Origin of the sequence: Leptotrichia hofstadii, assembly GCF_007990525.1 — a bacterium.
In the GTDB taxonomy this organism is placed as follows: Bacteria; Fusobacteriota; Fusobacteriia; order Fusobacteriales; family Leptotrichiaceae; genus Leptotrichia; species Leptotrichia hofstadii.
Genome location: NZ_AP019823.1, coordinates 2,113,778 through 2,137,752, shown reverse-complemented (window position 1 = coordinate 2,137,752; position 23,975 = coordinate 2,113,778). Strand labels below are relative to the sequence as shown.

At 31.4% G+C, this 23,975-nt stretch carries 16 protein-coding genes and 1 CRISPR repeat array; of the genes, 10 read left to right on the top strand and 6 right to left on the bottom strand.

Annotated elements, in window-relative coordinates; genetic code table 11:
• Window positions 1-36 precede the first annotated feature (36 nt).
• On the bottom strand, window positions 37-1,278 hold the full coding sequence (locus FVE77_RS10125) for a spherulation-specific family 4 protein (RefSeq protein WP_051254522.1): 1,242 nt from the start codon (window positions 1,276-1,278) through the stop codon (window positions 37-39).
• A 263-nt stretch (window positions 1,279-1,541) separates the two neighbouring features.
• Between FVE77_RS10125 and FVE77_RS10120 the strand changes: the two genes are divergently transcribed.
• The 4 genes from FVE77_RS10120 (at window position 1,542) to adhE (ending at window position 9,069) form a co-directional block, all read left to right on the top strand.
• On the top strand, window positions 1,542-3,530 hold the full coding sequence (locus FVE77_RS10120) for an elongation factor G (RefSeq protein ID WP_026746834.1): 1,989 nt from the start codon (window positions 1,542-1,544) through the stop codon (window positions 3,528-3,530).
• Between the two features lie 480 nt (window positions 3,531-4,010).
• Window positions 4,011-4,638: a CRISPR direct-repeat array (repeat unit 37 nt; unit sequence GTAAGAATAGTGAATCCATTAAAACAAGGATTGAAAC).
• A 76-nt stretch (window positions 4,639-4,714) separates the two neighbouring features.
• Window positions 4,715-5,305, top strand: a complete 591-nt coding sequence (cobU, locus tag FVE77_RS10115; RefSeq protein ID WP_026746835.1) for a bifunctional adenosylcobinamide kinase/adenosylcobinamide-phosphate guanylyltransferase — start codon at window positions 4,715-4,717, stop codon at window positions 5,303-5,305.
• A gap of 261 nt (window positions 5,306-5,566) precedes the next feature.
• Window positions 5,567-6,145, top strand: a complete 579-nt coding sequence (locus FVE77_RS10110) for a 5-formyltetrahydrofolate cyclo-ligase (RefSeq protein WP_026746836.1) — start codon at window positions 5,567-5,569, stop codon at window positions 6,143-6,145.
• Between the two features lie 296 nt (window positions 6,146-6,441).
• Window positions 6,442-9,069: a bifunctional acetaldehyde-CoA/alcohol dehydrogenase gene (gene adhE, locus FVE77_RS10105; RefSeq protein ID WP_026746837.1), complete on the top strand. Its 2,628-nt coding sequence runs from the start codon at window positions 6,442-6,444 to the stop codon at window positions 9,067-9,069.
• A 71-nt stretch (window positions 9,070-9,140) separates the two neighbouring features.
• Here the strand turns inward: adhE and FVE77_RS10100 are convergent, their stop codons facing one another.
• The 5 genes from FVE77_RS10100 to ppc all read right to left on the bottom strand — a co-directional run bounded on the left by FVE77_RS10100 (window position 9,141) and on the right by ppc (window position 15,264).
• A complete protein-coding gene (locus FVE77_RS10100) occupies window positions 9,141-10,493 on the bottom strand; it encodes a sensor histidine kinase (protein ID WP_026746838.1) in 1,353 nt (450 codons plus the stop codon).
• A 53-nt stretch (window positions 10,494-10,546) separates the two neighbouring features.
• A complete protein-coding gene (locus tag FVE77_RS10095; RefSeq protein WP_026746839.1) occupies window positions 10,547-11,218 on the bottom strand; it encodes a response regulator transcription factor in 672 nt (223 codons plus the stop codon).
• Between the two features lie 122 nt (window positions 11,219-11,340).
• On the bottom strand, window positions 11,341-11,658 hold the full coding sequence (locus tag FVE77_RS10090; protein ID WP_026746840.1) for a PepSY domain-containing protein: 318 nt from the start codon (window positions 11,656-11,658) through the stop codon (window positions 11,341-11,343).
• Between the two features lie 74 nt (window positions 11,659-11,732).
• Window positions 11,733-12,302 carry a PepSY domain-containing protein gene (locus tag FVE77_RS10085; RefSeq protein WP_036088197.1) on the bottom strand — a complete coding sequence of 190 codons (570 nt, stop codon included), beginning with the start codon at window positions 12,300-12,302 and terminating at the stop codon, window positions 11,733-11,735.
• 160 nt (window positions 12,303-12,462) lie between these two features.
• Window positions 12,463-15,264, bottom strand: coding sequence for a phosphoenolpyruvate carboxylase (gene ppc, locus FVE77_RS10080; RefSeq protein WP_026746842.1), 2,802 nt, complete (start codon window positions 15,262-15,264; stop codon window positions 12,463-12,465).
• Window positions 15,265-16,018: 754 nt separating this feature from the next.
• On the opposite strand from ppc, the gene FVE77_RS10075 reads away from it, so the two are divergent.
• From FVE77_RS10075 to FVE77_RS10050, 6 genes are all read left to right on the top strand, one after another.
• Window positions 16,019-18,358, top strand: coding sequence for an endonuclease MutS2 (locus tag FVE77_RS10075; RefSeq protein ID WP_026746843.1), 2,340 nt, complete (start codon window positions 16,019-16,021; stop codon window positions 18,356-18,358).
• A 30-nt stretch (window positions 18,359-18,388) separates the two neighbouring features.
• Entirely contained in the window at window positions 18,389-19,606 is a 1,218-nt protein-coding gene (locus FVE77_RS10070) for an AAA family ATPase (protein WP_026746844.1), read from the top strand.
• Entirely contained in the window at window positions 19,590-20,204 is a 615-nt protein-coding gene (locus tag FVE77_RS10065) for a retron system putative HNH endonuclease (RefSeq protein WP_026746845.1), read from the top strand. Before FVE77_RS10070 ends, FVE77_RS10065 begins: the two co-directional genes overlap by 17 nt.
• A 65-nt stretch (window positions 20,205-20,269) precedes the next feature.
• Window positions 20,270-21,721, top strand: coding sequence for a cysteine--tRNA ligase (gene cysS / locus FVE77_RS10060; protein ID WP_026746846.1), 1,452 nt, complete (start codon window positions 20,270-20,272; stop codon window positions 21,719-21,721).
• 24 nt (window positions 21,722-21,745) lie between these two features.
• Window positions 21,746-22,951, top strand: coding sequence for a bifunctional phosphopantothenoylcysteine decarboxylase/phosphopantothenate--cysteine ligase CoaBC (gene coaBC, locus FVE77_RS10055; RefSeq protein WP_026746847.1), 1,206 nt, complete (start codon window positions 21,746-21,748; stop codon window positions 22,949-22,951).
• Window positions 22,952-22,990: 39 nt separating this feature from the next.
• Window positions 22,991-23,941, top strand: coding sequence for a M23 family metallopeptidase (locus tag FVE77_RS10050; RefSeq protein WP_026746848.1), 951 nt, complete (start codon window positions 22,991-22,993; stop codon window positions 23,939-23,941).
• Window positions 23,942-23,975: the final 34 nt, after the last annotated feature.

The following is a 23,975-nucleotide window of genomic DNA, read 5'->3' as shown; positions in this document are numbered from 1 at the left end:
TGTATCATGATACTTATGAAACAGCTAATTTTTTTGTTAAATATTCCAGTCCTTGTTAAAATCAATCTCAAAGTCTCCAGATTCATTTATTTTATTTGAAGCATTTATGATGAATTCTTCTAAAATACTGTATCCAAAGTCAAAATGGGGATTGAATATCTTTTTTGAGAAGCTTTTTACACTATTTTTATAATGAAAGTCTAAAAGTTTCCAAAAATCAAGACTTGAGATTTCAAGATTTCCAGCGATACTGTATTTTCCAGAAGATACAAACTGGTCTGAATTATGATTGCAGCTTTCTGTTTGAATATTTTTCACAATTTGTTCGGATACAGAATTTTTTGAATCAGTAGATTTGGGTTTTATATCTGAATTATCAAATATTGATGTTCTGGCCAAATCATTTTTTGTATTTGAAAAATTTTCAAATTCAGGGTTATTTATTGATAATATTAAATTTTCAAAATTTTGTGGCAAATCTTTATAGGGAATATTTGGAACATCGGTTGTAATCATTAAAAATCCTGCATTTCGCTCTTTTGACAATTTTAATAGCGTTTCGTACTGATCGGGCGTTGCAGAATGAATGACATGCACAATACGGCTTGCGTTTTCAGGATTATTTTCAAAGTTGTAGGTTCTTGGAACCCAATGATTGATGTAGTTATTGGCAGACAGTTCGCTTGTTAGCCATAAATCAGAATATTTGGACATTTCATCTGTTACTGTTCCTCCGGGATTTGCAACTACGATTGAGTCAGGATACTTATTTTTTATATAATTATATATTTGTGCCATGTATTCGATTTCTAGAGGATTTGTACCTGATGAAACTTCATCAAGGAAAATTCCCGAGATATTGTCAGAACCGTAAAATTGTATATATTTATCAATTTCAGAATATACTTTTTTTACACTTTTTGTATATTCATTTGTAGTGACATACCCAAGATTTTTTATTCCAAGTTCCTTATTTCTTCTTATTTGAACAACATAGTCATAATCAGCCTTGTCAGAAGGACCGTTTTCAGGATTGATAATGACATAAGGAATGGTTGCTTCGTTTTCTGAAAAATCATTATCTGAAATGGGGATGTTTTTTTTATTATTAGCTTTGCTTTTATGGAAACCATCTGCATAGCCAAAATCCACTTTAAATTCATTTTCGTTTTTTAAATTATTTTTTATAATATCATAAATTTCTTCATTTTTTGAAAATTCAATACCATTTATATTTTCCCAAAGAGAATTGGTATTATTCTCAAAATTTTCCTTCATTTATTATCTTCTCCTTTCGTTATAGAATTCTCCTTGTAACCAATAGAAATTTGGGAAATTTATTTCTTAAATTTAAAGAATGTTGCTACATATATTAACATTTTTTTTTTCTAATTACAAGGAAAATTTTTTATAAAATTATGAAAACTGTAATTTTGAGCAATTAAATAATAAAATTACTTGATTTTTTCCAATTTCAAGTTAAAATTTAATATAAGGTAAATTTTATTAATTAAGGAAAGCAGATACAGGGAGGAAATGTTATGAGAATATATGACAGCAGTAACATTAGAAATGTGGGAATTTTAGGACATAGCGGTTCAGGAAAGAGTAATATGGTGGAGGGGCTGGAATTTACGGCTGGACTTACCAATCGTATCGCGGTCAATGAAAATGATACAAAAATTACTAATTCCTTGAGTTTGCATGCCATTGAGTATCAGGCTGCGAAATTTAATTTTGTGGATATTCCAGGGTACGGAGATTTTTTTGGTGAAGTTGAATCGGGACTTGCGGCAGTTGACGGAGCGATTATTATTGTTGATGGAACTACTGATTTAACAGTTGGGACAGAAACGGCTCTTGAGCTGACAGACAGCAGAAATATTCCACGATTTATTTTTGTAAATAAAATTGACAATGAAAAAGCTGATTATGAAAAGATTCTTTCACAGTTGAGAGAAAAATATGGTAAAAGAATCGCTCCATTTCATGTACCTTGGGGACGGGGAAACGAATTTCGTGGGCATATTAATGTAATTGATATGTTTGCAAGGGAATTTGATAAAAACAAAAATGAATGTGCAACTGTGGAAATGCCCGCTGATATGGATGATGAAATAAATTCAATTCGTGAAATGCTTTTGGAAGCGGTAGCTGAAACAGATGAAGAATTAATGGATAAATATTTTAATGGGATTGAGTTTACAACAGCTGAAATTCATCGTGGACTTAGACAGGGAGTGCTTGACTGTTCTGTAATTCCTGTTATTTGTGGTGCGACTCTAAAAAATATCGGACTTCACACAACTTTTGACATGGTAAAGGATTTCTTGCCATCACCTAACGACAATAAAAAAATTGAGCCTGAAAAAAATACATTTACATGCCAAATTTTCAAAACTACGATTGATTCTTTCTTAGGAAAAGTTTCATACGCAAAAGTTTATTCTGGTGAAGTTAAGCAAGATAGCGAAGTTTTTAATATAAATAGAAAATCAAAAGAAAGAATTGGAAAAATTTACACATTCGTTATGAATAAAATGGAAGAAGTTCAAAAGGGAATCGCTGGAGATATTGTTGTATTTTCAAAATTTAACAGTACAAGAACTTCTGATACATTGTCAACTAATGAAAAAGAAGCTGCCATAAAGGAAATAACTTTTCCAAAACCACAATTATTCGTGGCAATAGAGCCTTTGAACAAAAATGATGATGAAAAAATGTCTTCTGGACTTAACCGCCTAATGGAAGAAGACCCATCTTTCACTTGGCACAGAAACCTTGAAACAGGGCAGACAGTGCTAGGAGTACAAGGAGAACTTCATTCTGCAACAGTTATCGAAAAATTAAAAGCTAAATTTGGAATATCAATAAAAACTATCGAATTAAAAGTGCCGTACCGTGAAACAATCAAAGGAACTTCTGATGTTCAAGGAAAACACAAGAAACAATCAGGAGGGCACGGACAATACGGAGATGTATTAATTAAATTTTCTCATGTAGATGAAGACTTTGTCTTTGAAGAAACAATTACAGGTGGAAGCGTTCCAAAATCATATATTCCAGCTGTAGAAAAAGGATTAAGAGAATCGCTAAAAGAAGGAGTTCTAGCTGGTTATCCAGTAACTAACATAAAAGCTGTCTTATACGACGGTTCATATCACGATGTAGATTCTTCAGAATTAGCCTTTAAAATTGCCGCAAACTTGGCCTTCAAAAAGGGAATGCTGGAAGCAAAACCAATTTTATTAGAACCAATTATGGAACTTACAATTATCATTCCAGAAGAATATATCGGAGATGTAATGGGCGACATCAACAAAAAACGTGGTAGAGTAATAGGAATGGAAGCCCACAAAAATACAAAACAAAAAATAATAGCTGAAGCCCCAATGTCAGAAACATTCAAATATGCCAACGAATTGAAAGCCATCACGCAAGGACGTGGATATTTTGAAATGAAACTTGTAAGATATGAAGAATTAATGGGAGACTTGGCACAAAAAGTAATTGACAGCAGAAAAAAATAAAATTTAACTAGAAATATTTTTTATATAGTTTGAGAAAAGAGAGAAATTTAATAATATTATTTTTCTCTTTTTTTGTTTTGATAAAGTAATACTAAGCCCTCATTTGAATAGTAGAAATCAGAAAATTCATGTAATTAAAGTCTTTTTTACAAGACTACCAAATTAATTGCTGTAGAATTTTATTTCTATTTTTTAAATGGAGTTTAGTATAAAATATTTGAATGGGGAAATTTTTCTAAAAAACTTTGAAAAATCAAAAAAATATGGTACAATAAGTTTGTAGAAAAAATTCCTGCCACTACTAAAAATTAAAAATGCAGAGAAAAATTCGCTTAAAGCCACTAAACATGCTAGTTAGGAGTTACGGAAAATGCTAAAAAAACAGCAAAAAATGACAAAAATTAATCAAAAAAATATGATTTTAATGTCTGAAAAAATTCTTGTAACATTGATAAATAAAGGGTTTTCTCAAAAGTACGGGTAAGAATAGTGAATCCATTAGAACAAGGATTGAGACCTTTCCAACATGTTTCTCATTGTTTATCCTTTCATTAGTAAGAATAGTGAATCCATTAGAACAAGGATTGAGACTTCTTAAAATTTCATTTTTTACATTTCTTTCCATTTGTAAGAATAGTGAATCCATTAGAACAAGGATTGAGACATTAGATAATTCCATTCAGACAGTAAAGTATTACATGTAAGAATAGTGAATCCATTAAAACAAGGATTGAAACATATGCTTCACTTACGTTAGCCACATTTACCTCCTAGTAAGAATAGTGAATCCATTAAAACAAGGATTGAAACTTTATCTGGGTAGTTAGTATAACTCAAATAGTCATTAAAGGTAAGAATAGTGAATCCATTAAAACAAGGATTGAAACTTTACATATAGGAAATTCTCCTATATGTATATTGAATGTAAGAATAGTGAATCCATTAAAACAAGGATTGAAACCTTATATTGTAGATATGTAACATTGCGAACTGAGGCAGTAAGAATAGTGAATCCATTAAAACAAGGATTGAAACGTATATGTCTATGTCTTTATGAGAAAATAAACTGAAGTAAGAATAGTGAATCCATTAAAACAAGGATTGGAATAAAAAATTAAAGGCAACAACTTTTATGTGAGGTTGTTTTTTTGTTTATAGAAAATTGTGAAAAAGGAGTGAAAGAAATGGCGATAATTTTTGTTACTGGCGGGGCGAAAAGTGGGAAAAGCAAGTTTGCTGAAGAGTTAATTTTAAGTTTGAATAATGGGAAGCAGGAGAATGTGTATTTGGCAACATCGCTTGTGTTTGATGAGGAAATGAAGGAAAAGGTGAGGTTGCATAAGGAAAGAAGGAAAAACGATTGGGGTACTGTGGAAACTTATAAAAATTTTGAAAGTAATTTAAATAAATATTTTCCTAAAACAGAAAATGAAATTAAAAATAATATGCTTGTGGATTGCCTTACGAATATGATAACTAATATAATTTTTGAGGAAAAGGATGTTGACTGGGATAATTTTGACAAAAAATCTTATGTAAAAATTGTGGAAAAGTTGAACAAAAATGTGGAAAACACAGTAAATGAACTGCTGAATATAACGAGTCAATTTGAAAATACGGTAATTGTGTCAAATGAGCTGGGATTGGGGCTTGTGCCGAGTTATCCATTGGGACGTTATTTCCGTGAAATTGCAGGAAAAATGAATCAGGCTGTGGCAAAAAGGGCTGATGAAGTTTATTTTGTAGTATCTGGTATTCCAATGAAAATTAAATAATTAATAGTCCTGTTCGGTAACTATAAGAACTTAGAATTTATAACTAATTTATTTTAATGGGAAATAGTATAAAATATTATTATAGGAAATTGTAAAAGTAAAAGCAATAAAATTATTGAATGACAGCGGTATTTATAAGTACAAGAGATTAATCACTCTTTTCAGAGAATAGAGAAAAATAATAGAATAAAAAACTATATATAATTGAAATTTATATACTTTTGCAATGGCTGAAGAGCATTAATAAAGGAGCATTTTAATATGAGAAACAAAAAAACAGATTTACAGCTGGAAAAGGATAAAATTAGAAAAGAAATTTTGGAAAAAAGAAATAATTTATCCACTGAAGAAGTAGAAAAAAAAAGTGATTTAATTATTCAAAATTTGGAAAAATTTATAAAAAATGCTGAAAATATAATGATTTTTATGGACATGAAAAATGAAGTGAGAATCACAAAATTGATGGAACTTTATCCTAAGAAAAGTTTTTTTATCCCCAAAATTACAGATAGTAAAAATAGAGAAATGAAAATTAATAAATATGAGGAAAATGAGCTTGTATTACATAAATTTGGATATTACGAATCTTCTTCCATCGATTTTTATAACGAAAATATTTTGGATATTGTAATTGTTCCAGCAGTTGTCTTTGATTTGGAAAAAAATCGAATTGGATTTGGCGGCGGGTATTATGATACTTTTTTGAAAAAGATTCGAGGGGAAAATAAAAAAGTTTTGTTTATTGGTATTTGTTATGATTTTCAGATTATTGAAAAAGTTCCGGCAGAAGAGCATGATGTAGTCTTGGATTTTGTTGTAAGTGAAAGTAGAATTTTTTAAAAGCTTTACTAAAAAACGTTGTTCTATTTGATTATCCAAGAGTTTATTTACTTTCGGTATTTTTTACCTAAATATGCTAGGGAGCTTAACTACTTTATATATCAAGATATTTTATTTTTTTATTTTTATTATTTAGATAGGAGACAGTTTTAAAGATAAAAACCACCTTACTTTGTTATACAAATATAAATTATAATGAGAAAGTGAAAAAAAACACTTGAGTTTTTTGATAAAATAGAGTATTATATAATTTATAAGGAATGTAACAAATTAATGCTTTATTTATAGGAGGAAAAATGGCAGCAGTTAAAGATTTGGAAAGTTTGAAGGCACTTATTCAAAGAGTTAAAAAGGCTCAGGAAGAATTTGCAACATTTGATCAGGAAAGAGTCGATAAGATTTTTAGAAAAGTAGCCCAAAAAATGAACGATGAAAGAATTACATTGGCAAATTTGGCAGTGGCAGAAACTGGAATGGGAATTGTGGAAGACAAGGTTATAAAAAATCACTTTGCTTCTGAATACATTTACAATAAATACAAAGACGAAAAAACTTGTGGCGTGCTGGAAGATGACAGATCTTATGGAGTTAAAAAAATTGCAACTCCAATAGGAATTATCGCAGGTATTGTACCAACAACAAACCCGACTTCAACAGCAATGTTCAAAACACTAATATCATTAAAAACAAGAAATGCAATAATATTTTCACCACACCCAAGAGCGAAACAGGCAACAATTGAAACAGCTAAAATTGCATTGGAAACAGCAGTAAAATATGGGGCACCAAAAGATATAATTGGATGGATTGATGAACCAAGTGTGGAATTATCAAGAGAACTTATGGCAAGTGTTGACTTGATACTTGCGACAGGTGGGCCAGGAATGGTTAAATCTGCATATTCATCAGGAACTCCTGCGATTGGAGTTGGAGCTGGAAATACACCAGTTGTAATTGACAAATCAGCAGATATAAAAATGACTGCAAACTATATTTTGATGTCTAAAACATTTGATAATGGTGTAATTTGTGCGACAGAGCAGTCTGTAATTATAGATAAAGAAATTTATGATAAAGTTAGAAGCGAGTTTTTAAACAGAGGAGCTTATATTCTTAATGAAGAAGAATTAAACAAAGTAAGAGAAATATTGTTTATAAATGGAAACTTGAATGCTGATGTAGTTGGAAAAAGTGCATACGTTATTGCAGGTATGGCAGGATTTGAAATTCCAAAAAGTTCAAAAGTTTTAATTGGAGAAGTGGAATCTACTGGAACTGAAGAGCCTTTTGCACACGAAAAATTATCTCCAGTGCTTGCAATGTATAAAGCAGAAGATTTTGAAGATGGACTTAAAAAAGCTGATGAGTTGGTAAGACTTGGAGGATTAGGACATACATCTTCATTATATATTAATTTAGCTGAAAAAGAAAAAATAGATAAATTTGGAAGATTGATGAAAACAGGGCGTACACTAATCAATATGCCAGCATCACTTGGAGCAATCGGAGATGTATTTAACTTTAAATTAGAGCCATCATTAACACTTGGATGTGGTTCATGGGGAGGAAATTCTGTGTCAGAAAACGTAGGAGTAAAACATTTATTAAATGTAAAAACAATTGCAGAAAGAAGAGAAAATATGTTATGGTTCAAAGTTCCTGAAAAAATTTATTTCAAATACGGATCGCTTCCGACAGCTTTAGAAGAATTGAAAGGAAGTCACAAAAAAGCATTTATCGTAACGGATAAAGTATTGGCTGAACTAGGATATACAGAACATATTACAAAAGTACTTGACAGCATACATATCGATTATAGAATATTCTCAGAAGTAAAAGAGGATCCGACATTAAGTTCAGCTCAGGCTGGAGCAAAAGCAATGCTTGAATACAATCCTGATGTTGTTATTGCTCTTGGTGGAGGATCTGCAATGGATGCCGCTAAAATTATGTGGGTATTGTACGAACATCCAGAACTTCGATTTAGAGATTTGGCAATGAGATTTATGGATATTAGAAAGAGAATCGTTGAATTTCCTGAAATGGGTAAAAAAGCTAAATTTGTTGCAGTAGCAACATCGGCCGGAACTGGTTCGGAAGTAACGCCATTCTCAGTAATTACAGATGATGAAACTGGAATCAAATACCCTCTTGCAGATTATGCATTGACACCAAATGTAGCAATTAACGATCCTGAACTTATGCTTACAATGCCAAAAGGACTTACAGTAGCTTCTGGAATTGACGTATTTACACATGCTCTTGAATCTTATGTTTCAGTTATGGCGACAGAATACACAAAACCTTATTCAAAAGAAGCGGCTAGACTTGTATTCAAATACTTGCCAGAATCAGTAGAATTAGGTTCAAAAGCAATTAAAGCAAAAGAAAAAATGGCAAATGCCTCTTGCCTTGCAGGAATGGCTTTCGCAAATGCATTCTTAGGAATAAACCACTCACTTGCACATAAACTTGGAGGAAAATTCCACGTTCCACACGGTATCGCAAATGCTATGCTTCTTGAAGAAGTTATCCGTTTCAATGCAGCTGAGGCTCCAACAAAGATGGGATTATTCCCTCAATACAGATACCCTGATGCAATGCAAAGATACGCTGAAATGAACGATTATCTAGGATTTGGCGGAAATACTAAAGAAGAAAAAGTAGAAAATTTAATTAAAGGAATTAATGAATTAAATAGAAAAATAGGAATTCCAGCAAGTATTAAAGAATGGGGAGTGCCTGAAAAAGACTTCTTGGAAGCTGTAGATGAAATGTCACTAGATGCTTTCGATGACCAATGTACTCCAGCTAACCCAAGATATCCGTTAATGGAAGAATTAAGAGAAATTTACTTGAAAGCTTACTATGGAAAAGAATGGGAAAATGAAAAAGAAAGAGTAGCAAAAATTTTAGGTTTTTAATCTAAGTTTATGAAAAAAATAAAGTCAAAAAATAAGGGATTTTCTCAAGATAGAGATTATCCCTTTTTAAATTATTCAGTTTTAATAAATTTGGCAATAAATTTCGTCCCTTTATTCAATTCACTTTCAACCTCAATACTTGCATTATGCTGCTCAATGATTTTTAAAACTAATGAAAGACCTAGTCCAAAGCCTTTGTTTACTTTTTTGTTTCGGGAATCATTTACTTGGTAAAATCTTCCCCAAATAAGTTTTTTATCTTCATCAGATATTCCAATTCCATTATCTTCAATCTCCATAATGCAGTTTTCATTTTCTGAATACAATTTTACACTTATTTCATCCTTTGTAAATTTCATTGCATTATTAAGCAAATTGTCAAGCAGTCTTTCAATCATTACTTTATCAGCATTTATAAATATATTTTGTTCAATATCTTTTGAAACTTTTATATTTTTCTCGCTTAAAAGATTTTTATAATCTTCTAATATTTTTTCCATTGTTTCTGAAAAATTTATTTTTTGTAAATCAATCGTTGTCTGCTTTTCTATTTTGGAAAGTTCCATTATTTGATTTATCAGTTCTGACATTCTTTTTGCCTGACGCTGAATCACAGAAAAGGAATCCTTTGCTTCTTCCATAGTGTCTGCATATTCCAGCGAATACTGACTTTCTGTAAGTATAACGCTCACAGGTGTCCGAAGTTCGTGCGAAACATCTGAACTGAACTGTTTTTCACGTGTATAGGAATTTTCAAGTGAATTTAGCATTTCATTAAAGGTATCTGCCATCCTGTGTATTTCATCTTTTCCTTCATCAATTTTGATTCTTTTGGAAAAATCACCGTTTTTTTGAATTTCTGAAGCTGTATCTGATATTTTGGCTACAGGATTTAGAGCTTTTTTTACAATTCTGTATCCGCCATAAACTATTATTAGTAATAATAGTGGACTTAAAATTAAAATTATAATAAGCAGTTTGCTTACTTCATCAGATAGCTGATTTACTGGAACAATCCCTCTAATCCATTCTCCTTCAGAATTGTCTATTTTTTTATCGAAATAATAATATTTTTCTCCATTCTTTTCATAAGTTCTGACAGTGTTTTCTTTATATTTTAATGTCAAATCAAATCCTCGTGGCGACATTCCGCCCATTTCTATTCCTTCGCTATTGTACTTAACAAAGTAAATCCCGTCATCAAATTCGTCAAACTCATTAGGATTTGAAACCATTTCAACAGTCATTTCAATCACAGCCTCCATCAATTCTCGATGGTTCAAGTCTCCTGTCATCTTATTTGCAACGGTAAATGATACTGTTAGCATAATCGAAATTAAGATTACCACAAAAACAGTGTACCAAAGAGTTACCTTCACAGTAATTGGAAAGTCCCCCCAAATTTTATTTAATTTATTTTTCAAAACTCAATTATTCCTTTCTCTTCAAAAAATTCCTAATGATTAATTTATTTGAACTAATCCTCTTTTATAACATATCCAAGACCTCTTTTTGTATAAATTATCTGTTTTCCATCTTCTATATCTATTTTTTTCCTAATATTTTTTATCAAAACGTCAATTATATTAGAATCTCCTTCATAATCAAAGTCCCATACATGCTCCTTAATCTGATCTCTGCTTAAAATCCGATTTTTGCTTTGCATAAGGTATTCCAGAACTTCATATTCCTTTCCTGTTAATTCTATCTGCTTTCCAGCTCTTGTTACTGATTTTTCTGAAGTATCCAAAATCAAATCTCCTATTACAAGCTTATTTGAACTATTTCCGTATTTTCTTCTCACAACTGCCCTAATTCTTGCCATAAGCTCATTAAAGTCAAATGGTTTTACAATATAGTCATCAGCCCCCAAGTCAAGCCCTTTTACCTTATCATCTGCACTATCCCTTGCAGTAAGCATAAGAACCGAAGTGTGATTTCCCTTATCCCTAAGCTTTTTTATAACTTCAAATCCATCTACTTTTGGCATCATAATATCTAGAATTACTAAATCGTATTCGCCGTATCTCAGGTAATCAAGTGCCTCTTCCCCGTCAAAAACGCTGTCTATGCTGTATCCATTCTTTTTAAGGTACTTTGTAATAACGTTGTTCAAATCTATCTCATCTTCCACTAATAAAATTTTCATTTTTAATCCTTTCAATCGCATTTTTGTCAGTATAACATAAATTTAATAAATAAAAAAGAGGGTAAACTGAAAATATCAAATTTCCAATCAACCCTCCAGAACACTATTTTTATTTATTGCTATTAATCTCTATCTACTTTCCATTTTACAATTGCACCAGTTACTGCGTCAATATCAAATTCGTATTCCCATCCGTTATAATAAATTTCTCCTTCATAAACCATTCTTCCATTTTCTCTATCCAAATGGATTTCTTTTACGTGAGAACTGTTCGCTCCTGGCACTTTTTTCAATGCAATATTCATTGCCCTGCTTACTCCAATATAGCTGTTTGAAGAAACGTTTCTGTTATATTTGTGTTTACTTTTTGCGTTTGCAGTCACTGATACTCCTAATACCATAATTCCTAATAATGCGATACTTAAAATTTTCTTTTTCATAATTTTTCTCCTTTGATTTCAATTTTTTCTATTTATAAATTTTTTTGTATTTTTTAAGCTATATGGCTTATAACTTAATTGTTTTTGTAGTTCTTTACTTCTGTTCCTATAATTTCACCAGTTGTTGCATCAATGTCAAATTCATATTTTGAATTGTTGTAAAAAATTTCAATTTCATAAACTGGTGTTCCGTTATCTAAATCAAGGTCAACTTTTCCAACATGGCTTTGGTTTGCTCCTGAAACTTGTGCTAATGCGATTGATTTTGCTCTTTCTGGCGTTACTTGCTGTGTAGCATTCACGCTTCTATTATTGTAAGAAGGGGTTGATTTTGTCTCAGCTTTCCATTTTACAATGTCACCAGTTACAGCATCAATATCAAATTCATATTCCTGTCCATTATAATAAATTTCCCCTTCATAAACCATTATTCCATTTTCTCTGTCTAAATTGATTTTTTTCACGTGAGAATTGCTTGCTCCCGGTACTTTTTTCAATGCAATGTTCATTGCCCTGTTTACTCCAATGTAGTTATTTGAAGAAACATTTCTACTGTATTTATTTCTGCTCTTTGCGTTTACAGCTACTGATACTCCTAATACCATAATTCCTAATAATGTAATACTTAAAATTTTCTTTTTCATCTTTCTTTCTCCTTTAATATTCATTTATTTTTTTACTTTTCTCTCTTATCTTGAATACATTATAAAACAGTTTTATGAATATAAAATGAATGTAAAAAAATTTTTGCAAAAAAAAAAGGAACAGTCCTAATTTTAATTAGAAATATTCCTTTTATTTATATTATCCACTATTACGAAGTCCTGTTGCAAGTCCATTTATTGAAATGTGAATGGCTTTTCTCAGTTCTTCTGAATCGTCTCCAGCTCTTGAACGTTTTATTAATTCAATTTGTAAATAATTCATCGAGTCAAAATATGGCAGACGATTTCTTAGACTGCTCACTAACTCTGGATTATCTGCCAGTAAAACATCATTTCCTGTAATTTTTTTCAAAATATCAATTGTTAAACCCCACTCTTTTTCTATTTCTTTAAAGATTTTTTGTGCTGTTTCCTGATCACTTGCTAATTTTACATATTCTGCAAAAATTGACAAATCTGTTTTTGATAGAACCATGTCAACATTTGAAATTGTTGAACGGAAGAATGGCCATTCCTTGTACATTTTCTGCAAAATTTCCAATTTTTTATCATCATTGTCAATCCACTTTGTAAACGCTGTTCCTACACCGTACCATCCCGGAAGCATTATTCTTGCTTGCGACCAAGAAAATACCCATGGGATTGCTCTTAGGCTGTCTAATGATTGTGTTTTTTTACGTGAAGACGGTCTTGAACCAATATTCAGCCCTGCAATAAAGTTTATTGGCGTAACTTCAAAGAAAAAGTCTGAAAATCCATCTGTATTGTAAACTAAGTCACGGTAGGCATAATAACTTAATTGTGAAACATTTTCTATTATTTTTTCATATTCTTCCCAGTCTGCATCTTCCTCTGTCAATGCACTTGATTCAAGAGCTGCTGAAACCAATGCCTCCAGATTTTTTAATCCTAAATCAGGATTTCCGTATTTGGCACCAATTACTTCTCCCTGTTCTGTAAGTCTTATTGTTCCATCTGTACTTCCTTCAGGCTGTGCTAAAATGGCTTCATAACTTGGACCGCCACCACGTCCTACTGTTCCTCCACGCCCATGGAAGAATGAAATTTCCACATCAAATTTCCGTCCGATTGCAGTCAGCTCTTTTTGCGCCTTGTATAAAGACCAGCTTGAACTTAAATATCCACCATCTTTGTTGCTGTCTGAATATCCTAGCATAACTTCCTGTTTTCGCCCTTTTTTATCCATCCATTTTTTCACTAATGGCAAATTAAACCATTTTCTCAAAATATCAGGAGCCGCAATTAAATCTTCCACTGTTTCAAAAAGCGGAACAATCTGTAAATCGCAGAACTCATTTCCTTCATTTCCTTTTGCAAGATTGGCTTCTTTTAGTAAAATAGCTATCTCTAGCATATCTGAAACGCTTGTTGCATGAGAAATCAGATTTTTTTCAATAATTTTATTTCCAAAACGTTCTCTCAAAGATTTTGCCTTTCTGTAAATTGCAAGTTCTGAGGCCAGTATTTCACTTTGTGGAATTGTTGGATCGCTTAAAATTCTAGGGTCATGTTCCAGTTCCCGCAGCAAAATTTCACATCTTGCGTCTTCTGACAGGCTCAAGTAATCTCCTAGAATGTTTGCATTTTTCAAAAGTTCTGCAACACATACTTCGTGAACGCTGGAATCCTGTCTTAAATCAATTGTCGCAAGGTGGAATCCAAATATTTTTGTGGCACTGATTAGATTGTTTAATTTTCCTTGTGTTAAAAATTCGCTGTTATTCTTTTTAAGGGATTCTGCTACGATTACCAAGTCGTATGTAAACTCGTTAGCTGACTTGTAGGGAAGGTCAATTCCATTTTTTCTTTTTGGCGGTAATAAGTCACGGTTGTAATCACACAATTTGTAGGCTGTTGCAAGCAGTCTGTCTGTTATTGTTGTCAATGCACGGCGATATGGCTCATGTGTTCGGTGTGGCGAAACTTCTCCAGAAGCATCAGCCAGTTTTTGCAGTTCCTCAGTTACATTTGTCATTGAAATAGACATTGATAAATCTCTGTAAATTTCACGAACTACATCAAGATAATGCTGGAATAATTTTATAGCCTGTTCCTGTGCCGACTGTTCCAATGTATTTACTGTAACATAAGGATTTCCGTCCCGATCTCCACCAATCCACATTCCCATAGTAAGTGGAAGCAGAGCTTGAGATTTTACTTCAGAATTTCCCAATGTTTTTGAAATTTCCTGAAATTTATTCATAAGTCTTGGAATTTCATTGAAAAATGTAATGTTGTAATAACTTAGAGCATTGCTTATTTCATCTGTTACACGCAATTTGGTAGCCCGTAACATCGCAGTTTGCCACCAGATCTGAATACCACGGCTTAGGTCGTTAAGCCATTCATTTTCATCAATTTGATGAGATTTTACATTTTCATATTTATCAAGAATATCAGTTAATTTTTTTGTCAAATCCAAAATACTTTTTCTTTGAACTTGTGTCGGATGTGCTGTTAAGACTGGAACAATTGAGACTTTTTTCATAGCCTTCAATATTTTATCCTGACTAATTCCCTTTTTCTTCAAATTTTTTAGTGATTTTTCAAGAGATCCAATCTGCAGTTTGTTGGAAATCTTTGCATATCGCTGTTCATGAGTCTGGTACACATCTTCAGCAATATTTGCAAGTGCCGAAAAAATCGAAAAACCTCTTATTACACGCAAAATTTCCGCATCAGTAAGATCCGAACAAAAAGACGACAAATTTTTTCTAGCCTCCTGTTTCTGCGTCTTATAATATTTACTAGAAGCTTCTTTCAATTTTTCAGTAACCTCATAAATATGTAAACCCGCATATCTAAAAATCGTTTCACCTAGAAGAGTTGCAAAAAGTTCATTATGAATGAGCAAATCCTCCTGATGCTTATCAAGTTTTACTGACGGTAAAGGAGTTATCGGTAAATTTTTTAAATTCATTTATTTCACACTCTCTTTCTTTATATAAAATTCTACTTATTATCTAAATTCTATTATTTTAAGTATTTCACCTTTTAAATTATATCACAAAAACGTTTCGTATTAAATAGCGATTTTAAATTATTACAAAATGTGATATAATTTTAACAAAATAAGACAAGACAAGGGGGAACAATGGCCATCCCCCCTTGCATCCCCGGCTTGTCTAAGTATTTTTTTTTGAAATATTCCCAAATTTTATTTGGGAAAGTAGTCTAAACATTTGTTATTTGAATAAACCTGGATTACTACGAAATTGAAACTCGCTTTTTTTTTAACAAAGGTTATTAAAATTCCTTAAACCAATTATAGTCTAAAAATTTTGAAAAAGCTCAGACAGTCAATTTCATTTCAAAAAAATCACGACGTTTTTAGTTTGATTATAATAATTAATTTGATTAAAATAAATGTCAAAAAATTAAAAAATTGTTATAAATTTCAGAGATTTTAATTTTTCAGTAAAAGACAACTTGTTTGAGCTTTTCTAATGTACTTAAATTAATAATAACTTTATGAGATGAAAATAACTTTTGTTAAAAGCGAGTTTTGTCTTTTGCTGTAAAATTGAAATTCGAGAAGCCGGAGTGCAGAGGTATGGCGACTGATACCTCTGCTTAAAATAAACTTTAATACAAATAAAAAAGAAAAATTATAGAGTATTTTATTGAAAAACTATAAGGATAAGATTTAAAAATAGGAAAGAAAAGAGGAAAAAATGAAAAAAAATTATGATGTATTGGAATTTTATAAGATAGTTAATGAACTTATTGATTTATCAAGATTAGAGAAGACGAAAGAAAAGTTTCTGGATATTGATATTATAAAGGAAAAATCAGTTTTGGATAAGGAACTTATGCTTATGATGGAGATGATTGACTTTTATAAGTATGACGATGGATTGGAACTTGCGGGGCTTGCGGATATTACTAGAATGATGAATTCCATTGATATTATTGGTTCTTATTTGAGTGCTGAGGATTTGGCAGTTCTGAAGAAAAATTTGACGATTTTTAGAATTTCTAAAAGCAGGGCTAAGAATGTTAGGGATAAATATAGAACGATTTGGAATCTGTTTAGTGATGTTGAGGAAGTTAAGGATATTGAGAACTTTATTTCAGAAGCGATTAATGATGAAGGAGTATTAAAAGATGAGGCTTCGATTGGACTTCGTGATGTGAGAAGGCAGAAGCAGAATATTAATGCGAATATTAAAGAGAAATTTGATGAGCTGATTTCCAATAAAAGTACCCAAAATGCTATTCAGGAAAGAATAATAACTCAGAGAAATGATAGATACGTAATTGCTGTAAAGACTGATTTTAAAGGGCTTATTAAAGGAATAGAACATGATAGGTCTGCGACAGGAAGCACAGTTTACATTGAGCCTTTAAATGTTGTTTCATTAAATAATAAATTACGTGAATATGAGGCCCGTGAACGTGAGGAAATTAGAAAAATACTGCTTAGAATTACAGAACTTGTAAAAACGAAAAAGGAAGAAATTCTGGAAATTAAAGAAATTTTGGAAAGACTGGACTTTATTGATGCAAAAACGACTTATTCGGTTAATAAGAAATGTATTGTTCCAAAAATTATTAACAAGGAATATTTGAAACTGGTTGAAGCAAGACATCCACTAATTGATGAAAATACAGTTGTGCCAATTAATTTTGAACTTGGGAATCCTGAAAATATAATGCTTATTACAGGGCCTAATACTGGTGGGAAAACAGTAACATTGAAAGTGGCTGGACTTCTTACAATTATGGCATTATCTGGTATCCCAATTCCTGCGAATGAAAAAACTGAAATTGGGTATTTTCACAATGTACTGGCTGACATTGGGGACGAACAAAGTCTTGAGCAAAACTTATCCTCATTTTCAGGGCATGTGAGCAAAATAAAAGATATAATTGAAAATGCAAACAGTAAATCACTTGTATTAATGGATGAATTGGGAAGTGGAACTGATCCGATGGAAGGTGCTGCTTTTGCAATGGCAATCATTGATTACTTGAATAAAAAACACGTAACTTCAATAATCACAACCCATTACAGCGAAGTAAAAGCATACGCCTTTAACACAACAGGAATTAAAAGTGCCTCAATGGAATTTGACGTGGAAACGTTGTCTCCAACGTACAGACTGCTGGAAGGAATACCAGGGGAAAGTAACGCCCTTATAATTGCAAGAAAATACGGAATTAGCGAAGAAGTAATCGAAAATGCAAAAAGCTACATAAGTGAAGATAATCAGCGTGTCGAAGAAATGTTAAAATCAATTAAGGAAAAAAATGATGAACTGGAAACAATGCAGGCAAAATTAGAAGCAACAAGAACTGAACTTGACAAGCAAAAGAGCATTTATGAGCAAAATATGATAAAACTTGAAAATGAAAAAAATGAAATTATAAAACGTGCCTACGAGGAAGCTGATAGTTATTTGAAAAATATGCAGGCAAAAGCCAAAAACTTAATTGACAAAATTAACAGCGAGGAATCTAAAAAAGAAGATGCCAAAAATGCTCAAAGAAGCCTGAATATGCTACGTGAATCATTCATTACGGATAAAAAGAAAAATGTAAAGGAAAAGAAAGTTGTTACTCAAAACGTAGATTTTGCTGTTGGGGAAGAAGTACTTGTAAAAACAATGAATCAAAATGGAAAAATTTTGAAAATAATGCCAAACAACCGTATTCAAGTGCAAACTGGAATATTAAAGCTGGTTGTATCAACTGACGACATTGTAAAAATCCAAAAGAAAAAAACAAACAAATTCAAAAACTTCGCCTCACTAAAACGAACTTCACAAGTACGAGGAGAAATCGACTTACGTGGAATGAACGCTGACGAAGCAATCGCAGAACTTGAAACATACATGGACAGAGCAATGCTTACAGGCTACCACGAAATCTACATAATTCACGGAAAAGGAACAATGGTACTAAGAAAAAAAATCCACGAATACCTAAGAACTTCAAAATATGTAACAGAATTTAAGGATGCCAATCAGAATGAAGGTGGAATTGGGTGTACGGTGGCTACTTTGAAATAGGACATTTGATTTAAAGGAGAATGAAAATTTATGAAAATCAAAAATCTTTATATAAAGGAATTTAAAGGATTAAGAGATATATCTATAAATTTTGAAAAAAATGATAAGCCGTTAGATTTAGTAATCTTAGCTGGGTCAAATGGGAGTGGAAAAACTCGAATATTGGAAAGTATAAAAGAATGTTTTGAGAATAATATTGCTATTATAAATTTAAAAATTAGTAATGAATTAGAAATGTTTTTTGAAGAAAAAGAAGAAGAGTGTAAAAATAAAATAGGAAATGAGAAGTATTTTTACAAAGCTTTAAACTCTTTTTCTTTTGATGATAAACAAAAGAATGTTATGGATACTTCATATTTAGCCATCAAAGAAAATTTACCAATTCTTCCTAAAATAATTTATGTTCCAATAGAAATTAATTTTCAAAAAATGAAAACAGCTTCGACTACTTTAGTTCAAGAATATAAATTTATTAATATTGTAGATACGAATTTAATAAAAGATATTCCATCTTACATAGCTACAAAAATGATTTCAGCAATGTTCAAAAATAAAAATGAAACAGTTAGAGATGTACAAAAAAAGGTTTTTAATGAAATAAATGAAATATTTGAAATTTTAGATATAGATGTAAAAGCTGAAGATATTTCGCAAGATGGTAAAAATATACCAATTTTTGAAAATTCTTCGGGAGATAAATTTGATATAAATGAATTATCTTCTGGAGAAAAGCAGTTGTTTTTACGTACTTTGGCTATAAAAATGTTGAATCCTGAAAATTCTGTTATTCTGATTGATGAGCCTGAACTTTCATTGCATCCAAAATGGCAACAGAGAATTGTCGATGTTTATAGAAAAATTGGAAAAAATAATCAGATTATTATTGCGACACATTCTCCACATATTTTAGGAAGTGTAAGAAAAGAGAATATTATGTTGCTAGATAAGAATGAGGATGGGAAAATTGTGGTTAGAACTGGGGATGAATTGTATGATTCTTATGGACAGCCGACAGAGAGAATATTAGAAGATATAATGGGGCTTAAAACAACTAGGAATCAGGAAATATTTGATAGATTGAAAAAAATTAGGGAAATAGTAAATGAAAATAAATATGAAACTGATGAATTCAAAAAAGATTATACAGAGTTAAAGAATTTGCTGGGAACGACAGATGAAGATATTATGCTTATAGATATGGAGATTCAAATTCGGAAGAAAGGATTGAAGAATGTTAAAAATATGTAAAACTTCAGAACCTGATTTTTTGAAAGGATTTAAAAAAAATCAGAAACCTAAAACTTGGAAAGACTTCAATTTTAAAATAAAAGGTGAATTGAAAAATCATATGTTGGAAAATGAGCAAAAAATAAAAGATAATTATTTTTGTCCTTATTGTGAGAGAAAAATTACAATAGAGAAAAGTCAGATAGAACATATTAAACCAAAAGATCAGTTTCCACAATTATTTTCAAACTATGAAAATTTTATTACAGGTTGTCTTAATATTGAGAGTTGTGGTTCAAAGAAAGGCAGTAAATGGAGTGAGTTATTTGTAAATCCAGTAATTTATGAACCAAGCAAATATTTTTCATATGATAGAATGACAGGAGAGATAATCCCTAAAAAAGATATTACTGATATAGATTTAAAAAAAGCAAATTATACAATTGAAATTTTAAATCTGAATGATGATAAAAGATTGCTTAAAGGAAGAAAAAGTGTAATAAAAATTTTACAAAAATATCAAAAGATATATAAAGATGAGAAAATATTAAAAGAAATATCTGAGGATTTAGACTTTCCAACGTTGAGAAATTTTTTGATTGAGAGTTTCAATGATTAAGTTGGAAATATTTAAAAATCAAAGTTTTAGTTTACAATATCAGAATGTTCAAGGGAGAATAAAAAATGAAACTTTACAACACAATGACGAATAAAATCGAAGAATTTAAGACAATAGAAGAAAATAAGGTAAAAATGTATGTTTGCGGGCCTACTGTCTATAATTACATACATTTGGGGAATGCACGTCCGATTGTTGTTTTTGATACGTTGGCACGGTATTTTGAGCATAAGGGCATGAAAGTTGAGTTTGTGCAGAATTTTACGGATGTGGATGATAAGATTATAAATAAGTCTATGGAAGAAGGGACTTCTGCGAGTGAGGTTTCGGAAAAATATATAAAATATTTTTTTGAGGATATCAGTAAGCTGAATATTCTTGATAGTGTGAAAAGACCTAAGGTTACTGAGAATATGGCAGAAATTATTGAGATTATTCAAAAATTAATTGATAATGGGTTTGGTTACGAGAAAGATGGGGATGTCTATTTTGAGGTAAAAAAATATAAAGATTATGGAAAATTATCAAATCAGAAAATTGAGGAGCTGGAACTTGGGGCTAGGATTGATGTTTCGGAAATCAAGAAAAATCCAGTAGACTTTGCACTTTGGAAAAAAAAGAAGAATGGAGAGCCGTTTTGGGAGTCGCCTTGGGGACAGGGGCGTCCTGGATGGCATATAGAATGTAGTGCGATGGCAAAAAAATATCTAGGGGATACATTTGATATTCACGGCGGTGGACAAGATTTAGTTTTTCCGCATCATGAAAATGAGATTGCTCAAAGCAAGTGTGCTTATCACGGAAATTTTGCAAATTACTGGCTTCACAACGGATTTATTCAGATAAATGGCGACAAGATGTCAAAATCGCTAGGAAATTTCTTTTTGCTTCGTGAAATACTTGAAAAATTTTCTGGGAATGTAGTAAGACTTTTTATTCTTAGCACTCATTACAGAAAGCCAATTAACTTTTCATTCGAGAATATGGAGGATACAAAAAAAGCCTTACAAAATATTGTAAAATCAATGAATAAATTTGAAAATATTGTTGAAAAATATAAGAATGAAAAAATAGAAAATATTAAAAATTCAGAGTTTTCTCAAAAAATTGATGAATTTGATAAAAAATTTGAAGAGGCGATGAATGAGGATATGAACACACCACAGGCACTAGCGACTATTTTTGATCAGATTAGGGAAACGAATAAATTTATTTCCACAAATGAAAATGAGTTTTCCACAATTTATTATGAAATAAAAAAATCTTATGATTCTTTGAAGGCAAAATTAGAAAATGTGTTTGGAATAGCGATTGAAGTAGAAAATGCTGTGAAGGAGGAAGAAGGGGAAAATATGGAATTGACAAAAAAATTAATTGAATTGCTGATAAAATTACGAAGTGAAGCAAGAAGCGAGAAAAATTTCAAATTATCCGATGAAATTCGGGATGAGTTGAAGAAACTTGGCGTGGAAATTAAGGATAATAAGGATGGAAGTACAGATTATAATTTATTGTAATTTTTGATTTAAGAAGAGGGAAAAATGAAAAATATTTTAGTAGGAGTTACAGGGGGAATTGCGGCATATAAATCGGCTGGGATTGTATCGCTTTTGAAAAAGAAAGGATATAATGTGAAAGTTGTGATGACTAAAAATGCTACAAAAATCATTGGACCTTTGACTCTTGAAACTTTATCAAGAAATAGGATTTATGTGGATATGTGGGACAGCAATCCGCATTATGAAGTGGAGCATATTTCACTTGCGGATTGGGCAGATATGGTTTTGATTGCACCTGCGACTTATAATATAATTGGAAAGGTGGCAAACGGGATTGCAGACGATATGCTTACGACAATCCTTTCTGCTGTTTCGGTAAGAAAGCCAGTATTTTTTGCTTTGGCAATGAATGTGAATATGTATGAAAATCCGATTTTAAAAGAAAATATTAATAAGCTAAAATCTTTTGGGTATAGGTTTATTGATGCAGAAGAAGGACTGCTTGCCTGCAATTACAGTGCGAAGGGGAGAATGAGCGAGCCAGAAGATATTGTCGATGAAATAGGAAGATACAGTATTTTTTCAAAATTTGAGAATTTTGATACAGCCTTGAAAGGTAAAAAAATTCTTATAACAAGTGGGCGAACAAAGGAAAATATTGATCCAGTCAGATATTTGTCAAATAATTCAAGCGGAAAAATGGGATATTCAATTGCTCAGGCGGCGGCTGATATGGGAGCAGAAGTAACGTTAATTAGCGGGCCTACGGATTTGAAAGTTCCGAATGGGCTTGAAAACTTTATTTCTGTAGAATCGGCGTCGGAAATGCATGAGAAAGTGGATGAGTATTTTAAAAATACTGACATTTTCATAGCTTGTGCGGCAGTTGCTGATTACAGACCAAAGGAATACAAAAAGGAAAAAATAAAGAAATCAGATTCAGATTTTGTTATAGAATTGGTTAGAAATCCTGATATTTTACTAGAGATGAGCAAGAAGAAGGAAAAACAGCTATTAGTTGGATTTGCCGCAGAAACTAACAATATAAAGGAAAATGCCTTGAAAAAGCTGGAAAAGAAAAATTTGGATATTATAGTGGCAAATAATGCGTCTGTAATGGGCAGTGATGAAAATGTGATTGAGATTATTAAAAAAGATAGGACTTCGGTGGAAATTAGTCAGAAAAGTAAGATAGAGCTAGCTTATGATATTTTGAGTGAAGTTGTTTGTGAATTGGAAAATAAATAAAAGAAGGAGAGGCTATTCAAATTTAGCAAATTGATTATTATGGAAAATGAAAATAAAAATGTAGATGAGATTTTGGATGAAAAAAAAGAAGAAAAGGAAAATTTCAAATCTGGCAGGAAAAAAGGTACTATTTTTGGAATAACAGCTTTATTAATTTTGGGAATTATAATTTTAGGAATAATTTTTAATGGGAGAAATATTAATTCTAAAGGTAATGTCGTGAATGGAGATGAAGAAGATAATATTTTTAGAATCGATCCGATAAAAAACCCGCAAGTTACTTATTATAATTTTCGTGGCGAAGTTTACCCTGACTGGGCTAAATTTGGACTTACTCGAAGTAACGGAGCGAGAGGACATCAAGGAATTGATATTTTTGCATTGCCAGGGTCAGATGTTTATGCTGTGCTGGATGGTAAAATTGTGGATATGTATGTGGATAAAACTGGATATGGATTAAATTTCTACTTGGAAGTCGATCCAAAGGAACTTGAAAAAATAAAAAGAAAAAATTACAAACCTAAAGAAAGTGCAAGAGAATGGGCATACAGCCCAAATTATGACCCTAATACAATGCAAGTAAAATACATTAGATATTGCCATTTAAGTGAAGTGAATGTAAAAATCGGAGATACAGTGAAGGCTGGGCAAGTAATAGCTAAATCAGGTACAACTGGAAATGCAAGCGGAACACATGCTCCTCATCTGCATTTTGAGATAGCCTTTGAAATGAGAGGAAAAGGACTTATAAACAGAGTTGATCCGGAAATGTACTTTAAAATAAAAAATGGAGACAAAATGACAAAACAAGAGATAAATGCTCAGACTGAAGCAGCTAAAACAGAATGGTTTGAAACAAAGGGCTATGATACCGGATTTAGAGATAAAAGTATATTTTTAGATAAAAAGATGAATCCAGATGGAAGCAAGGTGGAAGAAAATTTAAATAAAATTAATAATTTAAAAAGCAGAAAAATTAGAAAAAAATAATTTTTTTAATTAGCAATGATGATACTTAGGAGGA

Excerpts from the sequence above, each read along its gene's own strand:
- FVE77_RS10125 (WP_051254522.1), bottom strand. The coding sequence starts at position 1,278 with ATGAAGGAAAATTTTGAGAATAATACCAATTCTCTTTGGGAAAATATA.
- FVE77_RS10120 (WP_026746834.1), top strand. The coding sequence starts at position 1,542 with ATGAGAATATATGACAGCAGTAACATTAGAAATGTGGGAATTTTAGGA.
- cobU (WP_026746835.1), top strand. The coding sequence starts at position 4,715 with ATGGCGATAATTTTTGTTACTGGCGGGGCGAAAAGTGGGAAAAGCAAG.
- FVE77_RS10110 (WP_026746836.1), top strand. The coding sequence starts at position 5,567 with ATGAGAAACAAAAAAACAGATTTACAGCTGGAAAAGGATAAAATTAGA.
- adhE (WP_026746837.1), top strand. The coding sequence starts at position 6,442 with ATGGCAGCAGTTAAAGATTTGGAAAGTTTGAAGGCACTTATTCAAAGA.
- FVE77_RS10095 (WP_026746839.1), bottom strand. The coding sequence starts at position 11,218 with ATGAAAATTTTATTAGTGGAAGATGAGATAGATTTGAACAACGTTATT.
- FVE77_RS10090 (WP_026746840.1), bottom strand. The coding sequence starts at position 11,658 with ATGAAAAAGAAAATTTTAAGTATCGCATTATTAGGAATTATGGTATTA.
- FVE77_RS10085 (WP_036088197.1), bottom strand. The coding sequence starts at position 12,302 with ATGAAAAAGAAAATTTTAAGTATTACATTATTAGGAATTATGGTATTA.
- ppc (WP_026746842.1), bottom strand. The coding sequence starts at position 15,264 with ATGAATTTAAAAAATTTACCGATAACTCCTTTACCGTCAGTAAAACTT.
- FVE77_RS10075 (WP_026746843.1), top strand. The coding sequence starts at position 16,019 with ATGAAAAAAAATTATGATGTATTGGAATTTTATAAGATAGTTAATGAA.
- FVE77_RS10070 (WP_026746844.1), top strand. The coding sequence starts at position 18,389 with ATGAAAATCAAAAATCTTTATATAAAGGAATTTAAAGGATTAAGAGAT.
- FVE77_RS10065 (WP_026746845.1), top strand. The coding sequence starts at position 19,590 with ATGTTAAAAATATGTAAAACTTCAGAACCTGATTTTTTGAAAGGATTT.
- cysS (WP_026746846.1), top strand. The coding sequence starts at position 20,270 with ATGAAACTTTACAACACAATGACGAATAAAATCGAAGAATTTAAGACA.
- coaBC (WP_026746847.1), top strand. The coding sequence starts at position 21,746 with ATGAAAAATATTTTAGTAGGAGTTACAGGGGGAATTGCGGCATATAAA.
- FVE77_RS10050 (WP_026746848.1), top strand. The coding sequence starts at position 22,991 with ATGGAAAATGAAAATAAAAATGTAGATGAGATTTTGGATGAAAAAAAA.